Origin of the sequence: Catenovulum agarivorans YM01, assembly GCF_000281085.1 — a bacterium.
GTDB lineage: Bacteria > Pseudomonadota > Gammaproteobacteria > Enterobacterales > Alteromonadaceae > Catenovulum > Catenovulum agarivorans.
Window position 1 is genome coordinate 165,393 of record NZ_JH767522.1, and the last position, 19,559, is coordinate 184,951.

General features: G+C 41.4%; 12 protein-coding genes. 2 read left to right on the forward strand and 10 right to left on the reverse strand.

Translation table 11 applies throughout. From position 1 onward, the window contains the following. Position 1: 1 nt before the first annotated feature. Genes WSC_RS0103470 through WSC_RS0103485 form a run of 4 tightly spaced genes read right to left on the reverse strand, consistent with a single transcriptional unit; the run spans position 2 to position 3,803 of the window. The gene (locus tag WSC_RS0103470; RefSeq protein ID WP_016954511.1) at positions 2–757 is read right to left on the reverse strand and encodes a phosphotransferase; all 756 of its coding nucleotides are present in this window, start codon (positions 755–757) and stop codon (positions 2–4) included. Between the two features lie 10 nt (positions 758–767). Continuing rightward, a complete protein-coding gene (gene pnuC / locus WSC_RS0103475) occupies positions 768–1,445 on the reverse strand; it encodes a nicotinamide riboside transporter PnuC (RefSeq protein ID WP_016954512.1) in 678 nt (225 codons plus the stop codon). Next, the gene (locus WSC_RS0103480) at positions 1,438–1,698 is read right to left on the reverse strand and encodes a hypothetical protein (protein WP_016954513.1); all 261 of its coding nucleotides are present in this window, start codon (positions 1,696–1,698) and stop codon (positions 1,438–1,440) included. Before WSC_RS0103480 ends, pnuC begins: the two co-directional genes overlap by 8 nt. 11 nt (positions 1,699–1,709) lie before the next feature. Continuing rightward, a complete protein-coding gene (locus WSC_RS0103485) occupies positions 1,710–3,803 on the reverse strand; it encodes a TonB-dependent receptor (RefSeq protein WP_016954514.1) in 2,094 nt (697 codons plus the stop codon). A 240-nt stretch (positions 3,804–4,043) separates the two neighbouring features. On the opposite strand from WSC_RS0103485, the gene WSC_RS0103490 reads away from it, so the two are divergent. Beyond that, complete coding sequence (locus WSC_RS0103490) at positions 4,044–4,997, forward strand: GyrI-like domain-containing protein (protein WP_016954515.1); 954 nt, start codon at positions 4,044–4,046, stop codon at positions 4,995–4,997. A 13-nt stretch (positions 4,998–5,010) separates the two neighbouring features. Here the strand turns inward: WSC_RS0103490 and WSC_RS0103495 are convergent, their stop codons facing one another. The 6 genes from WSC_RS0103495 to WSC_RS0103520 all read right to left on the reverse strand — a co-directional run bounded on the left by WSC_RS0103495 (position 5,011) and on the right by WSC_RS0103520 (position 11,817). Further along, positions 5,011–6,402 carry an alkaline phosphatase family protein gene (locus WSC_RS0103495; protein WP_016954516.1) on the reverse strand — a complete coding sequence of 464 codons (1,392 nt, stop codon included), beginning with the start codon at positions 6,400–6,402 and terminating at the stop codon, positions 5,011–5,013. Between the two features lie 215 nt (positions 6,403–6,617). Next, on the reverse strand, positions 6,618–7,853 hold the full coding sequence (gene eboE / locus WSC_RS23890; RefSeq protein WP_016954517.1) for a metabolite traffic protein EboE: 1,236 nt from the start codon (positions 7,851–7,853) through the stop codon (positions 6,618–6,620). Positions 7,854–7,869: 16 nt separating this feature from the next. Further along, positions 7,870–8,763, reverse strand: coding sequence for a TatD family hydrolase (locus WSC_RS0103505; RefSeq protein ID WP_016954518.1), 894 nt, complete (start codon positions 8,761–8,763; stop codon positions 7,870–7,872). A 3-nt stretch (positions 8,764–8,766) separates the two neighbouring features. Then, complete coding sequence (locus WSC_RS23895) at positions 8,767–9,558, reverse strand: EboA domain-containing protein (protein WP_016954519.1); 792 nt, start codon at positions 9,556–9,558, stop codon at positions 8,767–8,769. A gap of 12 nt (positions 9,559–9,570) precedes the next feature. After that, positions 9,571–10,467, reverse strand: coding sequence for a UbiA family prenyltransferase (locus WSC_RS23900; protein ID WP_157447174.1), 897 nt, complete (start codon positions 10,465–10,467; stop codon positions 9,571–9,573). A 177-nt stretch (positions 10,468–10,644) separates the two neighbouring features. Continuing rightward, positions 10,645–11,817, reverse strand: coding sequence for a 3-dehydroquinate synthase (locus WSC_RS0103520; RefSeq protein WP_016954521.1), 1,173 nt, complete (start codon positions 11,815–11,817; stop codon positions 10,645–10,647). A gap of 777 nt (positions 11,818–12,594) precedes the next feature. Here WSC_RS0103520 and WSC_RS0103525 point away from each other — a divergent pair. Further along, on the forward strand, positions 12,595–19,413 hold the full coding sequence (locus WSC_RS0103525) for a starch-binding protein (RefSeq protein ID WP_016954522.1): 6,819 nt from the start codon (positions 12,595–12,597) through the stop codon (positions 19,411–19,413). Positions 19,414–19,559 lie beyond the last annotated feature (146 nt).

The following is a 19,559-nucleotide window of genomic DNA, read 5'->3' on the forward strand; positions in this document are numbered from 1 at the left end:
CTTAAGCCAGCTTTGCAAACCAAAGTTTATTTAAATATTCAAATACCTGAATATATTGCAACAACAAGTCTTGGTTAATGCTGCTTTGGCTGTGCTTTTGGTATTCATCTACTAGCTGATTTTGCTCAGCAGTATTGAATTGATTTATACAAATACTCGCAGCTAAATCATATTCAGCACTTGCCATACGGGCGTATTCCCAATCAACCAAATAAGTTTTATCACGCGTTTTTAATATATTGTCGCGCGATATATCCCCATGGCAAAACACTTGGTTTGTACAGTCACTATCTAACTGTTTTGCGAGTTCTAATAGAGTTATATCTATTTTATCGGCTGAAGCCAGCGCTTGAATATCCGCAGCAAGCCGCTGCGGGATAATATTTGGTTGGTGAATTTGTACTAGTTGGCTATCACTGCTGTGTGTATGTACCAAGAGTAAAGCAATATCTTCAATACATGCTTGTGTATCCGTTTGCACATATTCAGTCACCAACAATTTGTGCTGAGTATTTTGCAATAAACACTTTGGTGTTAACTGCGCCTGTTCGGCAATACTTCTTGCTTGATGTTCATGCTGAATATGCGCAGCGTCTTTATTGTTTAGCGATTTAACAAACAAGTTTTGATGTTGATTACTGCCGTCTAACACCTGTAGCTTAAAACATTGATTGCTATAACCTTTGTTTATTGGCTCAATATTTAGTATTGAGCCAAAGTTTTGTTCGATTAGCAGTCGCTGAGCGATAGATAACATGATTAATAAATTAACCCGCTTGTTGCGCTAAATAGCCAGCTTGCTGTTGTTGCTGGTATAACGTGCGCCATTGCCAATACGCCCAAGCAGCTAATACTGTGTAGCCGGCAAACAATAACATGGTTAAATTGAGTGATTTTTCGCTATAAATGTACAAACCTGCAATATCTATCACCACCCAGTACAACCAAGTTTCAAGCAGTCGAATAGCAATTAAGTAGGTAGCGTACACACTAAACACTGTGGTGAAAGTATCTAAATAAGCAAAATCAGCTTGGGTGTAATTCTCCATTACGTAGCCCAAAACCAAGGACACAAGCGACAGTACCGCAATTAGCTTAAAATGCAGTTGTAATGGCCAAGACTGCACTGGCGCAACGTCATCAGGATGTTCATCTTCGATGACAGTTGCTTCTTCATCGTCTAATGAAAAAGCTATTTGCCGCCACTGCAACCACCCATATACAGCCATAGCTATGTAATAAACCTGTAAGGCACTGTCCATAAACAGGTTTACATCCAAAAAGATGTAACAATAAATACCACTAGCTAGCATAGCAGCGGGCCAGCACCAAATGTTGCTTTTGCCCGCCAATATCACATAAGCCAAACTGGCTATCACTGCAATCAGCTCTAGCCAGTTCATTGCTAATACCTCATTGGCAATTGAGTTAAATAGCTCACTCATCAATATGCGACCTGTCGCCCATTATGTATTTACACACAAATACAGCTCGACCGATTTCTTGATAAACACGTTCCATTTCAAGGGTTAAACAGTTCATCACTTGGTGGTACTCACCAAACACTTGTGAACTCATACCATTGGTTTTAATCCGAATATCAGGATATTGACGAATGCGTTTAATAAAGTCCCAAATTTGTTCTTCAAACTCTTGTTGAGCCAAGGGATACAAACTGATTTCGACTGATAGTTGCATTTAACTTTTCCTTAAAACGATAATTCAGCAGTTACACCAAAACGACGTGGCTCGGCATATTGATACCAGTTTTTCGCCGTGTACTCGTCACGCGGATCATTACCAAAATAGAAGCCTTGAATTGGATAAGTTTTGTCTAATAAGTTACGTGCCCATAACTTAAATAACCAATCGCCTGCTTGGACATTAACGGTTGCATTCACTAGATTAGTTTTAAATGAGCGCGTTTCATAGATATCCGAGAAATAATGATCATCTTTACCTTCAACTTCAGCGCTTAACCAGATGTTGCTAGAAACTGAGTGGTTAAATCCAACTAAATAAGTGTAACTAGGTGCTTGCGACAATTCGCGTTTAACTGTTACTACTTCCGACTCATCATCGCTTAATGTTTGAAAATCAAACTTAGCATCTAATAAACCTAAATTTGCGTACAAACTCGTTTCAGCGGTTAACATCCAACTTAATTCAGCTTCAATGCCTTGAGAATAGCCAGTATCAGCATTGGTTGTTAGCGGGGTAAATTCAGTACTACCGTCTTCGCGTAATAACTCGTTATAACGAGTTAACTGCACATCTTCTCTATCCATATAAAATGCTGTTATGGCTAAAGACAAACCATTTTGTTGGTATTTATAACCAAACTCATAGTTAACTAGATATTCAGGTTCAAACACTCTTTGCTCTGCTGCAACCGAGCCATCTAGGTTTACCCCACCAGCCATGTAACCACGATTTACTGCTGCATAATAGTAGTCTTGGCTGTTTGGACGATAACCCAATACCATTTTGCCACCTAACATATCGTAACTTTGATCGGCAGCTAAACCATCATTGTTGGCATAACTATAGTCGTGCGATTCGTATCTAGCACCTAGAGTTAATTTCCAGTTATCGGCAAATTGGCTATCTATTTGGGCAAACGCAGCTTGTTTGTCGTTCTCAAATTCAGAAGTAAAATCAGCGTCTAAATATGTGTATTGGCGAATTAAATCATCGGTTGAATTTAACCAATAAACACCAGCAACCCATTCAGTTGAACCATTAAAAATAAGCCCTTGTTCAGTAGAATTGAAACGCAACTCTAATGATTTATTCTCTTTGTCATGCAGATAATAGTCGGTAGATGAATATTCCCAATCTGGCGCTATACCAACATATGACCAGTCTTCGTCATAACCATATACTATGTCGCTGGTTGCTAAACTCGCAATCGCATTTAACTCTATCGCAGAACTAAGCTGATAGGTAAAGTCGCTGCTAATGCTAGTTGATTTCTGTTTATCTTGACCGGGCTGGTCAGACAAAGTATTACGGTTATTATCTAAACTAAAAGCATCGTAACCATTATCAATATCAACATGGGCTAAAGTTAAATCCCACACGATATTGTTTTGATTGTCGTAGCGCAATTTACCACGCATGCTAAGTTCGTTTCTGTCGTTGGTATCACGTCTATCTAAATAAGTATTTTCAATAAATCCATCTGAAAAATAACGGTAAGCAGAAACGCGATATAACCAGTTATCCGATATAGCATTTGAATAGGCAATACCCACTTCTTGGCTATTGTAATTGGCTAAACCAAGCGTTAATTGGCCAGATTGGTATGCTGTTGGTTCATTCGATTTTAAGTAAATTAAACCTGCTAACGCACTTGCGCCAAAACGTGTGCCTTGTGGACCGCGGTAAATTTCAACTTGGTCGATATCATATAAAGTCGCAGCTGTACCCATGCTGCTGAAATCAACATTATCCAAATACAAACCAACCGGGTAGTTTGTTGGTGCATTGTATTCTGAGCCTGCGCCTAAACCGCGAATTTGCACAAAACGCGCTCTGTTGCTACCACCGTTAAAGTTTACATTCGGTGCTGTATTTAATATAGCTTCAAGATGATTGGCTTCACGTCTGTCTATGGTTTCGGCACCAATAATAGACACAGAAGTTGGTGTGGTATAAATATTTTGGCTACGAAAGTCACCATGGATCTCAATCACTTCAACTTGTAGCTCAGATTCTTGCGCATAAAGGTTGGTAATAGAGCTGGCAACTAAACCAGTGGTAATAAATGCTTTGGCTAGTGGAGAAAATGTAAATTTCATTTAATTCTCAAATATTGATGCAAGTGAAGATACGCACGTAAGCCAATAAGAGAATAGCAGTCCTTTCACCATCCCTATTCAGCATTACCTGCACAGGTTCTAAGGGTTTTTCTCAGTTTTGTTTTGTATAAAAACATAAACACCCCTTGGTTGCGGCGCAGTTTAACAAACATTCATTAAACAATCATACAAACTTGACTATACTCAAAGCTAAATTTAAAAAAATATGTAGGGATACTTATGTTTTCTATACCATTTACCGTTGAAAAATCAATTGAGATCAATAAACCCGTCAAGCAAGTTTTTAATTTTGTCGCTGATTTTGCCAATTGGACTTGTTGGTCACCTTGGTTAATTCAAGAGCCAGATTGCCCAATAACTCGCCAAGGAGAAGCGGCAAGCCTTGGTCATGCGCAAGCTTGGGATGGCAAACAAATTGGTAAAGGGGAAATTAAAATATCTGCGCTGCAGCAAGATGCACATTTAAATTACGACTTAACTTTTTATGCCCCGTGGAAAAGCCAATCAACCACACAATTTGTTTTTGAACCGATTACTTTAGCCTCAGGCGAAGCTGGCTGTAAGGTAACTTGGTTGATGCAAGGCAGTTTGCCGATATTTATGTTTTTCTGGAAAAAACTAATGTCGGCATTAGTTGGCAGTGACTACGATCGTGGCTTAAAAATGCTCAAAGAACAGCTAGAAACAGGCGCTGTTAGCTCTAAAGTATCAATCGACGGCATACAGCAACAACAAGCTTTTTATAGTTATGGTTATCGGGTAAAAGGCTCAACTGAAACCGTATCTGCTGACGTTGGCCCTGTTTTTCAAAAACTCTGTAGTGCGGGTTTTCCACAGCCTGATTTAGTGATCACTCAAGTTGAAAAGTTTGATTTTGTTAAGAAACATAGCCAGCTAATTGTCGCTATGGCCTACCACAACAAACCCGATTTTAACTTTCCAGCAGATGTAGTTGAAACCTATATCCCAGAGCACAAAGCATTAGCAGTTACCCATACAGGCAGTTATTTGCATCTAGCTAATGGTTGGGCAACTTTAATGGGCTATTTGCAAAATCGTAGCAACAAGCTCAAAGCAAATAAAAAAATCCCAGAATACGAAGTGTATTTAAACTCACCCGCAGACGTTGCTGAAAGTGAGCTTAAAACTGTGATTTATGCGCCGGTGAAATGAGCTGTTGTTAAAGTCAGTCATTCGCTGTTAACACTTGTTTTATTAGCTGATTCACATCGGTTATTTGATATTGCTGTTGGCCGATTTTTTGTTGCAACCACTCGGGCATAATCAAAATTGCCCCTTGGTTTGCATCATCTGTGATACGGCCGTGACTGCCATTTACTAAGCTAGCATCGAGAGGAATAACATCCATCAACATTCTAAAACCGAGCTTTTTCTTGAGGATGCGTTTAGCAACAGCGAACAATGGAAATCTAATTTTTGGATCTATATACATTTCCACCGGATCGTAACCGGGTTTACGGTGAATATCGACGGTACGTGCATAATCTGGTGCTTTGTTATCATCCAACCAGAAATAATAACTAAACCAAGCATTTGCTTGGCTAATAACAACTAAATCACCACTGCGCTCATGCGCTAAGCCCATTTCTGTTTGTTGCCGTTTATCTAAAACTTGTTCTATACCATGGGCTTGTTCGAGCAGACTTTTAACTTCTGCAAGTAGGCTTTTGTCGTTTAGATAAACATGCGCACACTGGTGATCGCTTACTGCAAATACTTGACTTGCACCACAGTCGAGGTTTTCTTGCCCGGCTGTTTCGCGTACCTTTATCCAACCTTGTTTGCGCAATAAACGGTTAATGTGGACAACTTTATCGACTTGAGTTATGCCGTATTCTGAAACAATTAAATAGTTAGGATTAAACTCAGCTAAACCTGCCATTAACTCACCAATCACCTGGTCAATAGCAGCAATTTCTTTGCTGATGTCTGGATGATTAGGCCCCAATTTCTGTAAGCAATAATCTAAGTGCGGTAAATAGACGAGCTGTAAGTTAGGTTTATTCAGTTTAAATTCTTCAACCGCCGCTTGTGCTATCCAACGACTTGCGCCTATACCTGCTTTTGGCCCCCAAAAGTTAAAGAATGGAAAAGTGCCTATGTTGTTTTCTATTTGTTGATGCAAACCAGTTGGGGTTGAATAACAGTCGAATATTTTGCCGCCGTCAGCCAAATAATGTGGGCGCGGAGTAATACTCGCATCCACATTGGCGTACATGTTGTACCACCAAAATAGTTTAGAAACTTTAAAGTTGGGCTGCTCAGCTTTGAGTTGGTCGTATACTTTGTCGCCTTGGACTAATTGATTAGCTTGTTTCCAAAACATGACTTCGGCTAAGTCTTTAAAATACCAGCCATTGCCGACTATGCCGTGCTCGCTTGGTTGTTTACCGGTTAACATGCAAGCTTGTGAGGTAGTAGTTACCGCTGGAAATTGCACATGCAGTGGCTGTGCTGCATAGCCTTGTTTTAGCAACTTGTTTAGGTTCGGCGTATGTTCACCCAGCATATATGGGCTTAGGGCGACTACGTTTAATACAATTAGTGGGGCTGTCATGTGTGTTTTATTTCCAAGTTATTTATCTATTTATCAACCCATTGGTTCGTGCTTTACAAAAGGCTCAGGGCACTAACTACACGCAGACTCGCCGTGAATATATCCCTATAGGCTCCGCGATAGCATCCATGCTATCGAGGGTCTGCTTAGTAGTCAGCGCCCTAAGTCTAGGGTCTAGCTTATTGATGCAAGATTTTAGAATCTAAATTCTCAACTTATTTTAATAAACCAAGCCGCTGCATTTGTTGTTGCAAAAATTCCAGCTCTTGGGTTAAACCCACAATTAAATCACCACTCGACAATGTTTTGTCTTCAACAAAATTCAGCCAAGTGTAGGTTTCAACCTCTAATTTAGGTTTAAGCTGCGGGTTTGTTTGTAAAAAATTTAACGTAGCGATAATCGCCTGCTGGGTTGTAGCTATTTCAATATCTGCCGACAAAGCTATTTTCTGCAAATGAATAGGCACATGGTAGTGAATGCGGCATTCTAGTTTAGCTGCTGTATTTAAATGATCCGCTTGGGCTTGTTTAAGTGCAGCCAAAGACAAATCATTAATCACCGATAACCCGCCGTCAGCTTGTTTTACTTTGCATTGGTGCAAAAACTTCTTATCAGCAAAAATGCTTGTGAGTTTTTCAGCCATGCCTTCCACTGATAAATCCGCACTAATCGCATTAGATATTTGCACTTTAACCAGTTGAATACCCGCTTGGGTGATTTGTGTCAGCGAGTATTGAATGTCTTCAAACAATACAGCTTGATGGCAAGTGTCGTAACAACAGCCCAAATAACGCAATACAGTGCCAGCTGCGATATTTTGCAGCTTAGCTAGCGGTAATAATTGTTCGGTGAAAAATCCAACGAGTTCAGATGTTTTCTCAAATACACAGTCCGGTTCCATTTCCAAACCAATTTGAATGCACTTACCAGTTTGTTGTTCAAGCTTTTGCAGCATACAAACCAAACGCAATAAGTTTTGCATGGCTAAATAATTAAGCCCATCATTCCACTCTGCTTTATATGCCAAAGGCAGGGTTGAAATAGCGCCAACTTGTTCTGTTTCAGGTAAACACTCAGCCAAAATACACGCTAGTTTATAGGTGTAATCAAGCCTTTGTTCACTTGCCCAAGTCGGTTGATAAACAGATTGTTTCACCACGGCTTGATGAAAATCGCCAAACGGAAAACCATTTAAACTGGTTAAGCGTATTTTTTGGGTGGCTAATACAGTTTTAAATTCAGCTAACTGCTGTGGATGTGCAACCAGTTCATCAGCGGCTTTGGCTGATAACCACAAACCGCTGCTGATAACCGGCCAACCAAGTTGCTCGCGCACTTGGCTTATATAGTTTTCAATATTGTTTTGCACCTGCGCAGCCGTTTCGCCCGGATGCACATTACTGCAATAGGCGAGATCGCTGTTCAGCCAGTTGGCTTGAGTCAATGACATTATTTAACTGCTCGGGTTATTTGTTGGGATCTTGCTCAACTACTGGCTCTTGCCCGCGTGTTACCCTGTTGTCATTAAAAGTTTTGGTTTGATCTATTGCAGTTTTGCGCACCATATCTAGTGAAATACGCCCACTTTGTGCAAAAAAGTTAATTGGATTTTTAAAAGTAACTAACTCAACTTCGGCTTCAGAAAAACCAGACTCCAACATAGCTTGCGCTGTTTTTGGTACTTTAAGTGGATCACTAATGCCCCAGTCTGCTGCGCTGTTTACTATCATTTTGTCTAGGCCATATTGTTGCAACAAAGCAACCATACGCGGCTCTGACATTTTAGTATTTGGGTAAATACTGTGGCCGCGCCAGCAACCTGTTTCCAAAACTAAAGGTAAAGTTTGTTCGTTCAAGTGGTCAACCAACACCATTTCTTCGTTAATGCCACTTTCTTTAATCACATCTAACGTGCGTTTGGTGCCGTTTACTTTGTCGCGGTGAGGGGTGTGAATTAACACAGGTAAATTAAGCGACTTAGCTAATTCTAGCTGTTCAGATAAAAATCTATCTTCTTCTGGCGTCATATCGTCGTAACCAATTTCGCCTACACCTACAACATTATCTTTTTGGCAGTAACGCGGTAATAACTTCATTACTCCTTCGGCGAGTTCAACGTCATTCGCTTCTTTTGGATTTAACCCCATAGTACAAAAATGCATTATGCCAAATTGTGACGCACGAAAATGCTCCCAGCCAATTAGCGTATCAAAATAATCCACAAACGAGCCTAACTGAGTGCGCGGTTGGCCTAACCAAAACGCAGGCTCAATTACGCCAACAATACCTGCAGCAGCCATATTTTGATAATCGTCAGTTGTACGTGAAAGCATATGAATATGTGGGTCAAAATACTGCATTTGTTATCCTTTAATTTGCGCGAGTAACTCGGGTTTATGTTTAGCGAGTAATTGTGTTATTTGTTGTTTATGCCCTGCGTCTTTTTGGTAAAAATGCTGGGTATAACGTTCTAATTCTACTTGGTGCTGATCGTTTAAATTGTGCAATTGAATGGCAAACCAAATGGAAGCTGGTGGCGTTCTATCTGCCAACGCCTGTTCAATCACATAAGCAAAACACATATTAGATAGTTCAGCATTTTGCCTTGTGTTTAAGTTGGTTACCGAACTGATATCCAAGCCCATAAATAAGGCTTTTAGAACCATTTGATTAAAGTTTAGTTCCGGAAAAAATTCGGCTGGATACGGATTTTGCAGTGCAAGCGCGCTAAATTCGACAGTCGCATTGCAGCGACCAGCTTTGATTGCAGTTGCCAAAGCTTGGCCATTTGGGTCAATAAAATTTAAGCCTTTGAGCAAAGCTGTTTTTTCGCTTTGATCGCCAAACTGATAGTAACTTTTAACTAAATAAGCAATGTCAGGGCAAGTTTGTGCAACTTGTACTAATAACAATAAACGTATGGTTTCAGCAAAATCGAAATGAGCAAATCGAGCGACTAACTCGTCATCACCATTAAAAGACTGATCTGGCACTGAGCGCTTAACCCCAGCCGAAATAGTTAATAATTCATCAATTTGTTTTTGTGGATCAGCCTCAACTAACTTTTGTTTAGCAGATAATAACCAGTCAATTTGCGCTTGTGATAAATGTTGGTCTACCCATTGTTGCAGTTGGACAATTTGTTGTGATTGCATGTTAACCACCCATTAGGTCATGTAAAGTTTTTGCGCTAAATAGCGGCATGGCAACAATAAAACCAACAACAATAGTGCAATTGCATAATGCCCTGCCATAGCTACAAGCATAGCATCAAATGGGATGACTGCGATTATCATCCATTTAATCGTCAACTGAATTTGTTTAGGGGTGAAGTTAGTGGTGAGTAAAACAAAACGCTGCAATAAAAATAACGCTGCGACTGTTAATAACAACCATGAAACTAAACTTGACCAACCCGCCAATTGAAATACCGACCAATGCAAATAAACCAGCGGCAAATAGGCTAACGCCAATAATAACTCAACCACCAGCAAGGTGTTTTTATTGCTTGCATGGGTTTCTTGTTTACTTAAAAAAGTCACAGCGCTGATATAAAAGAAGATGGGGCTGGCAATTAGCAGCGCAAAGAAAATATCAAGTTGCGCTGTGGTGACAGTGATAAAACTGGCACCCAATAACCAGTTAAACAAACGGCAACTGGCCATGGTAAAGGCCCCCAACAATCCTTGTTTAAATACCGCGTTATATAAAACTATGCTTAAAGTTAAACACACGCCTAACACTAAGCTGGTTAAATTGTTGGGGTTAAATAAATAACAAGCGCCTAGCGCGATGCAAAACAATACAGCCACCAGCTTTTGCGCTGAGGTTAAACTTATTTGTCCACTTGGCAATGGGCGAAACGGGCGCTCTTGCGCGTCTTCTGCAAAATCTAAACAATCGTTTAGCGCCATGCCTGCATAATAAAAACACATGCTAGCGACAACCAAATACAACAATTGCCAAGTCAATTGCCCACCACTAACAATAGCAGCCGCAGCAACAATATTTGTTATCGCAGTGATGCCATTTGGCGCACGAATTAACTGTAAATATGCTTTCAACTTACTATTTCCAAATAAATTTATCCTAAACCACATACATTATTAGCTTATCCAAAGTAGTTGGAGTCGCAGCTAGGCGGCAAATAAACTCGACCTTGGGAGCTTAGGCCACTAAGTGACTAAGGCGAGTTTATGCAGCCAACAACGCTGTGGCGTCAAATACGAAGGATAAGGATACTAAGCGACTTCCGTCCAGTTGAGATACTCTTGTAACTGCAACGCCTGAATCGCATCTTGCATTACAGCAATATCGATTTCTCTAACCTCAAAACCACAACCAATTTGCAACAACAAAGTAATACACAAACGGCCGCCTAAATGCTCTTTAAATTCATTTAATGCTTGTTTTACATCGAGTTGATAAATAGCTGGGTGAGTTAATTCAAACCCTAAGGTTTCTAATAAAATTAGAATTTGTGCTAGTTCGTTTTGTTGAATATAACCCATCAAGTGCGAATAAATACTATCCAACGCGATACCTATAGCGACAGCTTCACCATGGCGTAAACTGTTGTTAGAAATTTCTTCTAATTTATGCGCTGACCAATGGCCAAAATCAAGTGGACGCGCCGAGCCAAATTCAAATGCATCACCACTGGTCGCGATATGATGTAAATGCCACTGAGCACCTTTATAAATCATGCTTTCCATCGCGGTTTGCTCAAATTTAGCCAGAGCATCTTTGTCGCTGTATAACTCGTAGAAAAAGGCGCGATCTTTAATTAAAGCAACTTTAATCGCTTCAGCTATGCCAGCACGTTTGTCGCGTGGCTCTAATGTATCAAGTAAATCATGATCGTTAATCACAGCAAATGGCGGGACAAATGTGCCTAAATAATTTTTGCGCTTGTTATAGTTAATGGCATTTTTAACACCAACTGCCGCATCGTTTTGCGCAAGTACTGTGGTTGGCATTCTAATTAAACGAATACCACGATGTGCAGTTGCAGCTGCATAACCCACAGCATCTGTTACCGCACCACCGCCAATGACTAAAATGTATGAATGTCGATCGATGGCAAATTTTTCAACCGCAGAATAAATTGTATCTAAAACTTGGGTATCGTTTTTACACGCCTCACCACCAGCAATTTGAATGGCAGGTAAACAATTTAACCCATGCTGCTGCATGTAGCTGTATATTTGCGAGATCAGTTGTGGCTGTTTCGCAACCACTTGGTCGTCAATAACGGGTAAAATTTTTGGCTGTTCGTCCTGATTATCAATCAACTCAGCTAAAGCTGAATTATCCAATGCAAAACTATTGCGTAAAAACATCACTGGATATTGATACTGCACAGTAAAACTCTGCTGAATTGTTTTATGCTGTGTTGGGTACAAATCTGCCATACAGACCCCGCTATCTAGTTTGTGGAACAATTTTGTGTGTGCAAGCTGCGCCAATAAAATGTTAACGCAAGGTTAACTATACGGCTTTTTAGCTTGGATTAAAAACTTGTCAATGCACTACAACTTATGAATACGTATTCATAAAATCAGACTATTGAATACGTATGCAAAGAAAAATAGGCCATTGCACAAGGGGTTACACACAACCTTACAAAAACACATATCCATTTGATTTTAAAAGAAATAAAAACAAATTAATTGCACATTGTCAACAATAAAAGTAAATTGACTACCTCAAAAAGCAAATTTCATACACGCGATTCTGCCAAGTCATAGAGTGCAAAAAAACGCCTTTTTCAGCCAACTGTATATTCCAATTGGACAATTCACTTAAACAAAAAAGATACATTTAGTTATAAATTTAATTTAACAAAATGGGCAAGAATTAAGACAAAATACGAGTTAACTTAATGATTTATATCAAAATAATTTAAAGTCAGCATAACAGGAATACAACAAGCTAAAAGACAGAGTACTCATAAGAGTAAACAAATTCACTTTGTCAACATGTAAACAACAGGTTAACCAGAACCCCAGTTCGAAGCTTTTTGTTACACTCTGGTTACATAGATCCAACTATTTTGCTGTGTTAATTTTTGTGATGAACAGTGCGCCTATTTGAACAAAAAGACGCTTTGTTCAGCTACGGACACCCACGGAAGATCCGAAGTCACGGCCCTAATACAAGGGAACTTACACACAAAATGAGGTGGATATATGCACACAACAAAGGATACAGGGCGAGTTAAACACGCCTTGCATTACTATCTGTTGCCAGTGTTAAGTGTTTCAGTTATGAGTTGCACACTCAGTTTTGAAACCCAAGCCGCGGTAACAGAAACGTCCATTTGTTATGACAATAACAATGGTTATAACGATCCTAAAATTCATATGTGGAATTCAGCCCCAGCTGGAGCAATCGCAAATACTAACTGGCCAGGTCAAGATATGACCCAAGAGGGCAGTTTTTATTGTTACGATCCAGGCGTGGCGGTTAATTCACTTAACGTAATTTTTAATGACAACGGCAACCCACAAACTGCCGATTTAAACATGGCTGGCGCCACAACTTGTTATCAAAACAACCAATGGCAAACACTGGCCGATTGTGGATTGATTTCAGTTAATCAGCCACCGGTAGCCAATGCAGGTGCAGATGTTACGGTTAATTTAGGTGATTCAGTCATTTTAGATGGCAGTAACTCGAGTGACGCTGACGGAAACATTGTTAGCTACCAATGGGACAATGGTTCAACCGGTGTGTCTCCAACAACCACGTTTAACAGCGAAGGTACTTTTACTATCACCCTAACGGTAACGGATGATCAAGGTGCAACAGCCACCGACTCTGTGGTTGTAACAGTGATTGATACCAGCAATGCACCTACGGTCACGGCTAGTACTATCTGTTATGACAATGCCGCAAACTTTGCCAATCCAACCGTATATTTATGGAATGGGCAACCTCAAGGTGCATTTGCCAATTTAGGCTGGCCGGGCGAAGCATTAACCGCCACCGGCAATTTTTACTGCTACGACACTCAAGCTGATTTAACTTCGATCAGTGTTATTTTTAACGACAATGGTGCAAACCAAACGGCTGATTTAGCCGCGACTTGGCCAAATGTTTGTTATCAAAACAATCAATGGACCACATTGCAATCTTGTGGATTAAATGTCGGTACTGGGCCAGATCCTGTCTACAATTATCCACAAGGCAAAGCAATTTATTACATCAATGTTAATAACTTTGCCGCACCAACCGCGCATACTTGGGATTTTGTGCCTGCTGCAAGTTGGCCAAATTCAAACTGGCCTGGTCATGCAATGGCCGAGTTTGGTGGGCTTAATGCTTGGCATTTAGACATTCCTGAAGATGTTGTTTCAGGCAAAGTTATCTTTACTGACAATGGCGCCAACCAAACAGCCGATTTATATTTCACTGGCGATAACCTGTGTTACAACAATGGTGTTTGGATGACAGCGACAGCTTGTGGCATTCCAACTCAAGCATCAGCTGATGCAGGACCTGATAGAAAAGCCAACCAAAACAGCCAAATAGCTTTAACTGTGGTTGCTGGCAATGGTGATTTAGCCGCAACAACTTGGCAAAGTGATGCTTGGTCTGGTTCATTAATGGGCGAGTCTGTGGTCACACCTGAACTAACAGTTCAAGGTACATACACAGTGACTATGACTTTAGCTAGCGGTGAAACAGATACCTTTGCATTAGAAGTAGTTGCAGCAACTCAAGCATTGCCTGAGCGTCCACAATTACTTAAACCGCTTAACTTCCCACTGTCGGGCAGTGTTTCATCTGGTAACTATACCTATGAATCAGCATTCCCTGCATTAGATGGGTATTTTGCATCACCTGTGCATGTAACCAACGACGGCGTAAACGACCTTATCTACGTAGTTGACAAACCGGGTACATTATCAGTATTTGCCAATGATCCAGCGGTTACCCAAGCACAAGTAACCACCTTATTGGATATCAGAGGCGAAGTGCGCGACTACCACGAGCAGGGTTTGTTATCAGTCGCTTTCCATCCAAATTTTGCCAGCAATGGTTACGCCTACATTTTTTATATTGAAGGCAACAACGACAACGAAAGTGATAACGGCGTATTTGGCGATGCTGTACTTGAACGCATCACCTTAAACGATACGACCTTGCCAACAGCAGCAAGCGATAGAGTAGAAATTTTGCGTATTGCGCAGCCAGGGCCAGATCACAAAGGTGGTATGATGCAGTTCCATCCGTCTACTGGTGAATTCTACTTAAGTATTGGTGATGGTGCTTATGGCGATACGGCGATCACACCAACTCAGCCAGATCCACGTACTAACAATAGTTCACAAGAAACGGATAACCTGCGCGGTTCATTTATCCGCATCATAATGCGTGATACACCAAATGCACAAGGCTTGTACTACGACATTCCAGCTGACAACCCATTTGTCAATGACCCGAATGTACGAGATGAAATTTGGTCTTACGGCCATCGTAACCCTTGGCGTTGGGCCTTTGATACTGTATTGCCTTACACCTTATGGGAAACTGAGATCGGCCAACAAGGTTTTGAAGAAGTAAACATTATTCAAGCGGGCAACAACTATGGTTGGCCTATCTGTGAAGGTAATACCCACAGAGGCAATGACGGTGGTGATGCTAACTTCAGCCGCGACTGTACTAATGATTTAACCGGCCCAATAGGTGGTTATGATCACAATACAGGTTCAGTTTCTATTATCGGTGGTTTTGTTTACCGCGGTAGCCAATTGCCGGGTTTAACCGGTCGCTTTATTTACGGCGATTATGTCAGTAAAAAAATCTGGTCTGCGACCGAAGGCGACACAGACGTATTAGTCAGTGATGCTTTCCCAAGTAATATTTCGTCATTCGGCACAGATGTGAGCGGTGAAGAAGTATTTATCAGCTCACACGGTGAAGAATACGGCGGTTTATCGTCAATTTACCGCATGGTAGACAGTGATGTGCAAGCAGCAGTGATTCCTGCAACCTTATCAGCAACAGGTTTATTTGCTGACTTAACAAACTTAACACCTGTACACGGTGTGATTGAATACGATGTTAATTCTGACGGTTGGTTTGACGGTTTAATCACGCGCCACTTTATTGCTGTACCAAATGGCGAAACCATTAACTTTGATGCCAATAGCGTGTGGGATTTACCTGTAGGTTCAGTATTAGTTAAACACCTAGACCGTCCAATTAATGCAACTGACTCAGTACCTTATCAAACCTCAGTATTGTTCCGTCAAAATGCTGGCAACTGGGCTGCGGCAAACTATTACTGGAATGCTCAAGCAACAGATGCTGACTTGGTCAACCAAGCATTTGAAGAAACGGTTGAACAATTCTACGACCAAGCGCCAAGCTTAGTCCAACATCGAGTGCGCTCTGGCGCTGAATGTTCGTCTTGTCACACTGGTACAGGTAGTAAAGAGCCTATTTCAATTGATACTAAACAATTGAACAAAGATTTTGATTACCAAGGTGTAGTAGCAAATCAGCTAGACAGCTTCAACCAAGTAGGTATTTTTAATCAAAATATCGGTTTTGCAGCTAACTTAGCAGAATTACCTGATCCAACTGACACCAGCAGAACGGTTGACGAACGTGCGCGCGCTTATTTAGATACCAACTGTGCACATTGTCATGGTGGTGGTTTTATGGATATGAACTATGAAACTGACCTAAAAGACATGGAGATTATGAACATCAAGCGCGGTGCGGTTTACCGTATGTTACCGTTCGATCACTCAGCGAGTATTATCTACAACTATCAAACTGACGATGCTAACCGTATGCCGAAAGGCAGTTTAATTACTAATCCATTAGCAAGCACACTAATTGCAGATTGGATTGACGGTGTTGGCGCAAGCCAAACGACAATGCAAGTAACGGCGACAAGTAGCTCTGTCGGTATTGGCGCAACGACCACAGTTTCGGCTATGGCATTGTACGACAATGGTTTTGAACTAGTACCAACTGCAGGTGTAACTTGGTCAAGCAGTGATACTTCGGTTGTGACTGTTTCTGGAACAAGTGGCCAAGCGACAGTACAAGGTGTGAATAGTGGCTCTGCAACTATTACAGCCAGCAGTGGTGGTTACAGCGGTAATATTGTTATTAACGTGGTAACAGGTCCTGATGCACCAACTGATTTAACTGCAGTTGCCGCGTCTGATACTAGCATTAGCTTATCTTGGACTGATGTCGCGACAGACGAAGTAAACTACCAAGTTAGCCGTGCAACCTCTGCCACAGGTCCTTTCACGCTAGTGTCAACGCTCGCAGCGAATACTACAGGCATGACAGATTCAGGTTTAGCACCTTCAACTTTATATTATTACCAAGTTGTGGCTAAAGGTGCATCGGTTGATTCTGCCGCTGCTAGTGCCAGCGCACAAACGCAAGATCCAGCTCCTATTGATGGTTTAACTATAGTTGCACCAGCAACTGTGCAGTTAATTAGTGGTGAAACTCGCCAGTTAGTTGCAGTAGCAACAGCGGGGGATGAGACAGTTTCAGCAACATTAAGCTCAAGCTGGAGCAGTGCCGACAACAGCATAGTCTCTGTATCGAACTCAGGTTTATTAAGTGCAGGCTCTACTGCGGGTGTCACTACTATTACAGTGACAAACCAAGGGATCAGCACGAATATTCAAGTTGAAAACTTAGGTTTAGCTCAGTACTTATACTTTAACTTGCCATCGGCATGGGCAAATCCAACTGTATATATCTGGACCAACGAAAACGGCACAGAAACAACACGTTCAGCAGCTTGGCCAGGTAATGCAGCGACGACCATGTCTGATGAGTTTGGTGGTACATGGAGCCGTGTGGTCTTGCCTGTTGCTTGGGCAAACAGCAATGGTGACATTAGCGTCATTTTTAGTAACGCAGGCGCTGACCAGTCAGAAAACTTAGTAACAAACATTGCTAACCCAAGTTTTTACGACCAAGGCTGGTTAGCACAAGCGCCAACTGGTAACGGCAGTGAAGCAGGTACACAAATCCAAATCGGCAACGGTGAAATCACCCTATCCGGTAGTGCCGACTTAACAGGTAAATTATTCCCTGTTGGCACTGTGTTAGATGTAACAGCTGATGAAGCCGGTACAGGTTTAGAGTTTAAACAATGGGAAGGCTCAGGCGCTGCATATTTGGTAGATGCAACAGCTGCAAATACACAAATAGTCGTTGAAGACGCCCTATCCTTTACTTTGTTGGCGGTATTTGGCCCTGCAACCGATGACCACTTAGTTGGCCGTACTTACTACAATGACCAAGGTTGTGCAGGTTGTCACGGTGCCGACGGTACAGGCTCACCACCGCTGTTAGGTTTAAGCAGTCAATATACCTTAGCCGAGCTAACTGACTACATTCAAAGCAATATGCCAATTGGCAACCCTGGTATGTGTACTGGTGAATGTGCAAGTTCTACCGCCGCTATGATTTTAGACGAAGCTTTCACTGCACCATCCAATACCTGTAATTTGGATGATTTGGACGACGTAGTGCCACAAGACAGAAGCTATCGTTTATTATCTACCTTGGAATACAACAACTCGGTACGTGACTTACTAGGTTTAACAACAGATATTGATGTAACCTCAGGTAATGTTCCGGCAGATATTCCAGCAAATGGCTTTAAAACCAATGCAAACACTGTCTTTACCAATGATTACGCTAAAGGTTATGTATTAGCCGCTGAAGCAGCAGCGTCTATGGTGACAGATATGTACAACCTAACCTCAGGCTGTAGCGACATTAACTGTTTCTTAGATGACTTTGCTAAACGCGCATTTAGACGGCCGTTAACAGCAACGGAAAAAACTTCATTAACAGGTGTATACAACGACCAAGGTCAATTAGCGCTGTTAAGCACTATTTTATCTTCGCCAGCTATGTTGTATCGCTCTGAAGTAGGTGAAGTGAATACCGAGGGTTATTTCGAACTAACTGATTACGAAGTAGCTACCCTACTAGCTTATACCTACTGGGCAACTACACCGGATAGCTGGTTAATCAGCAAAGCCGACAATGGTGAACTCAGTACACATAGCCAAATAGCTTCTACGCTAACAATTATGTTGCAAGACGCTAAAGCTGAAGCAGCCTTTGAACGCTTTATTACCGGTTGGTTGAATTTAGATAAAGAAATTAAAACGGTTGATTTATCTGACAGCTTAAAAGCCGATATGCGCCAAGAAACCATTGAGTTTGTTAAACGCATCGTCTTTGGTGGTGGTGAATACTCTGAGCTTTTAACCGCTAAATACAGCTATATGACAGAACAACTTGCAACGCACTACGGCTTCAGTTGGCCAGGTGGTTCAGGATGGCAACGTGTCGACTATGACGCAACTGAAAGCAACGGTGAACGTGCTGGTGTTATGGGTCATGCAGGTATCTTAGCGATTCAATCTGCGTCAGAAAAAACCCATCCGGTTAAACGTGGTTTATTCGTACGTAAAAACTTAATGTGTCAGGAATTCCCGCCACCACCAATTGGTGCTGAGTTAAAACCTCAGGAAGACCCAACACTTACAGTGCGCGAGCGTTTTGAAACTGCGCATTTACAAGATGGTTGTGAATCGTGTCACCAATTTATCGACGGTATAGGTTTTGGTTTAGAAAACTACAATGCCTTCGGTCAATACGTTACAACTGAAACAACAGACGCTGGTGAAGTGAAACAGATTAATGCCGCCGGTTACATTGGTAGCTTAACCTCTGCTGAAACCTTCTTATCAGCCAGTGAACCAGTGGTCACTTATCAAGGTATGGACGAACTCGCTCAGCTAATTGTTGATAGCGATCACGGTAAATCTTGTTACGCGCGCCAATGGTTTAGATATTCACGCGGCTTACATGAAGACTCTAACGACAACTGTACTCTGCAAGCTTATGGCGACAGCTTTAAGTCTTCTAGCAGTGCAAACTTGTTAGATTTAATGGTTGAGTTTACTCAAACCAAAAACTTCACATTGCGTAAATAAGCGAGGTAGATGGATATGAATATCTTAAAAAACAAAATGCAACGTCGTGATTTTTTACGCACTATGGCAAAAGCAGGTCTAACGACCGCTTTTGCTAGCCAATTTGCTTTTTCATCTAAAGCCTTTGCGGCAGCGGGGGACGCCCA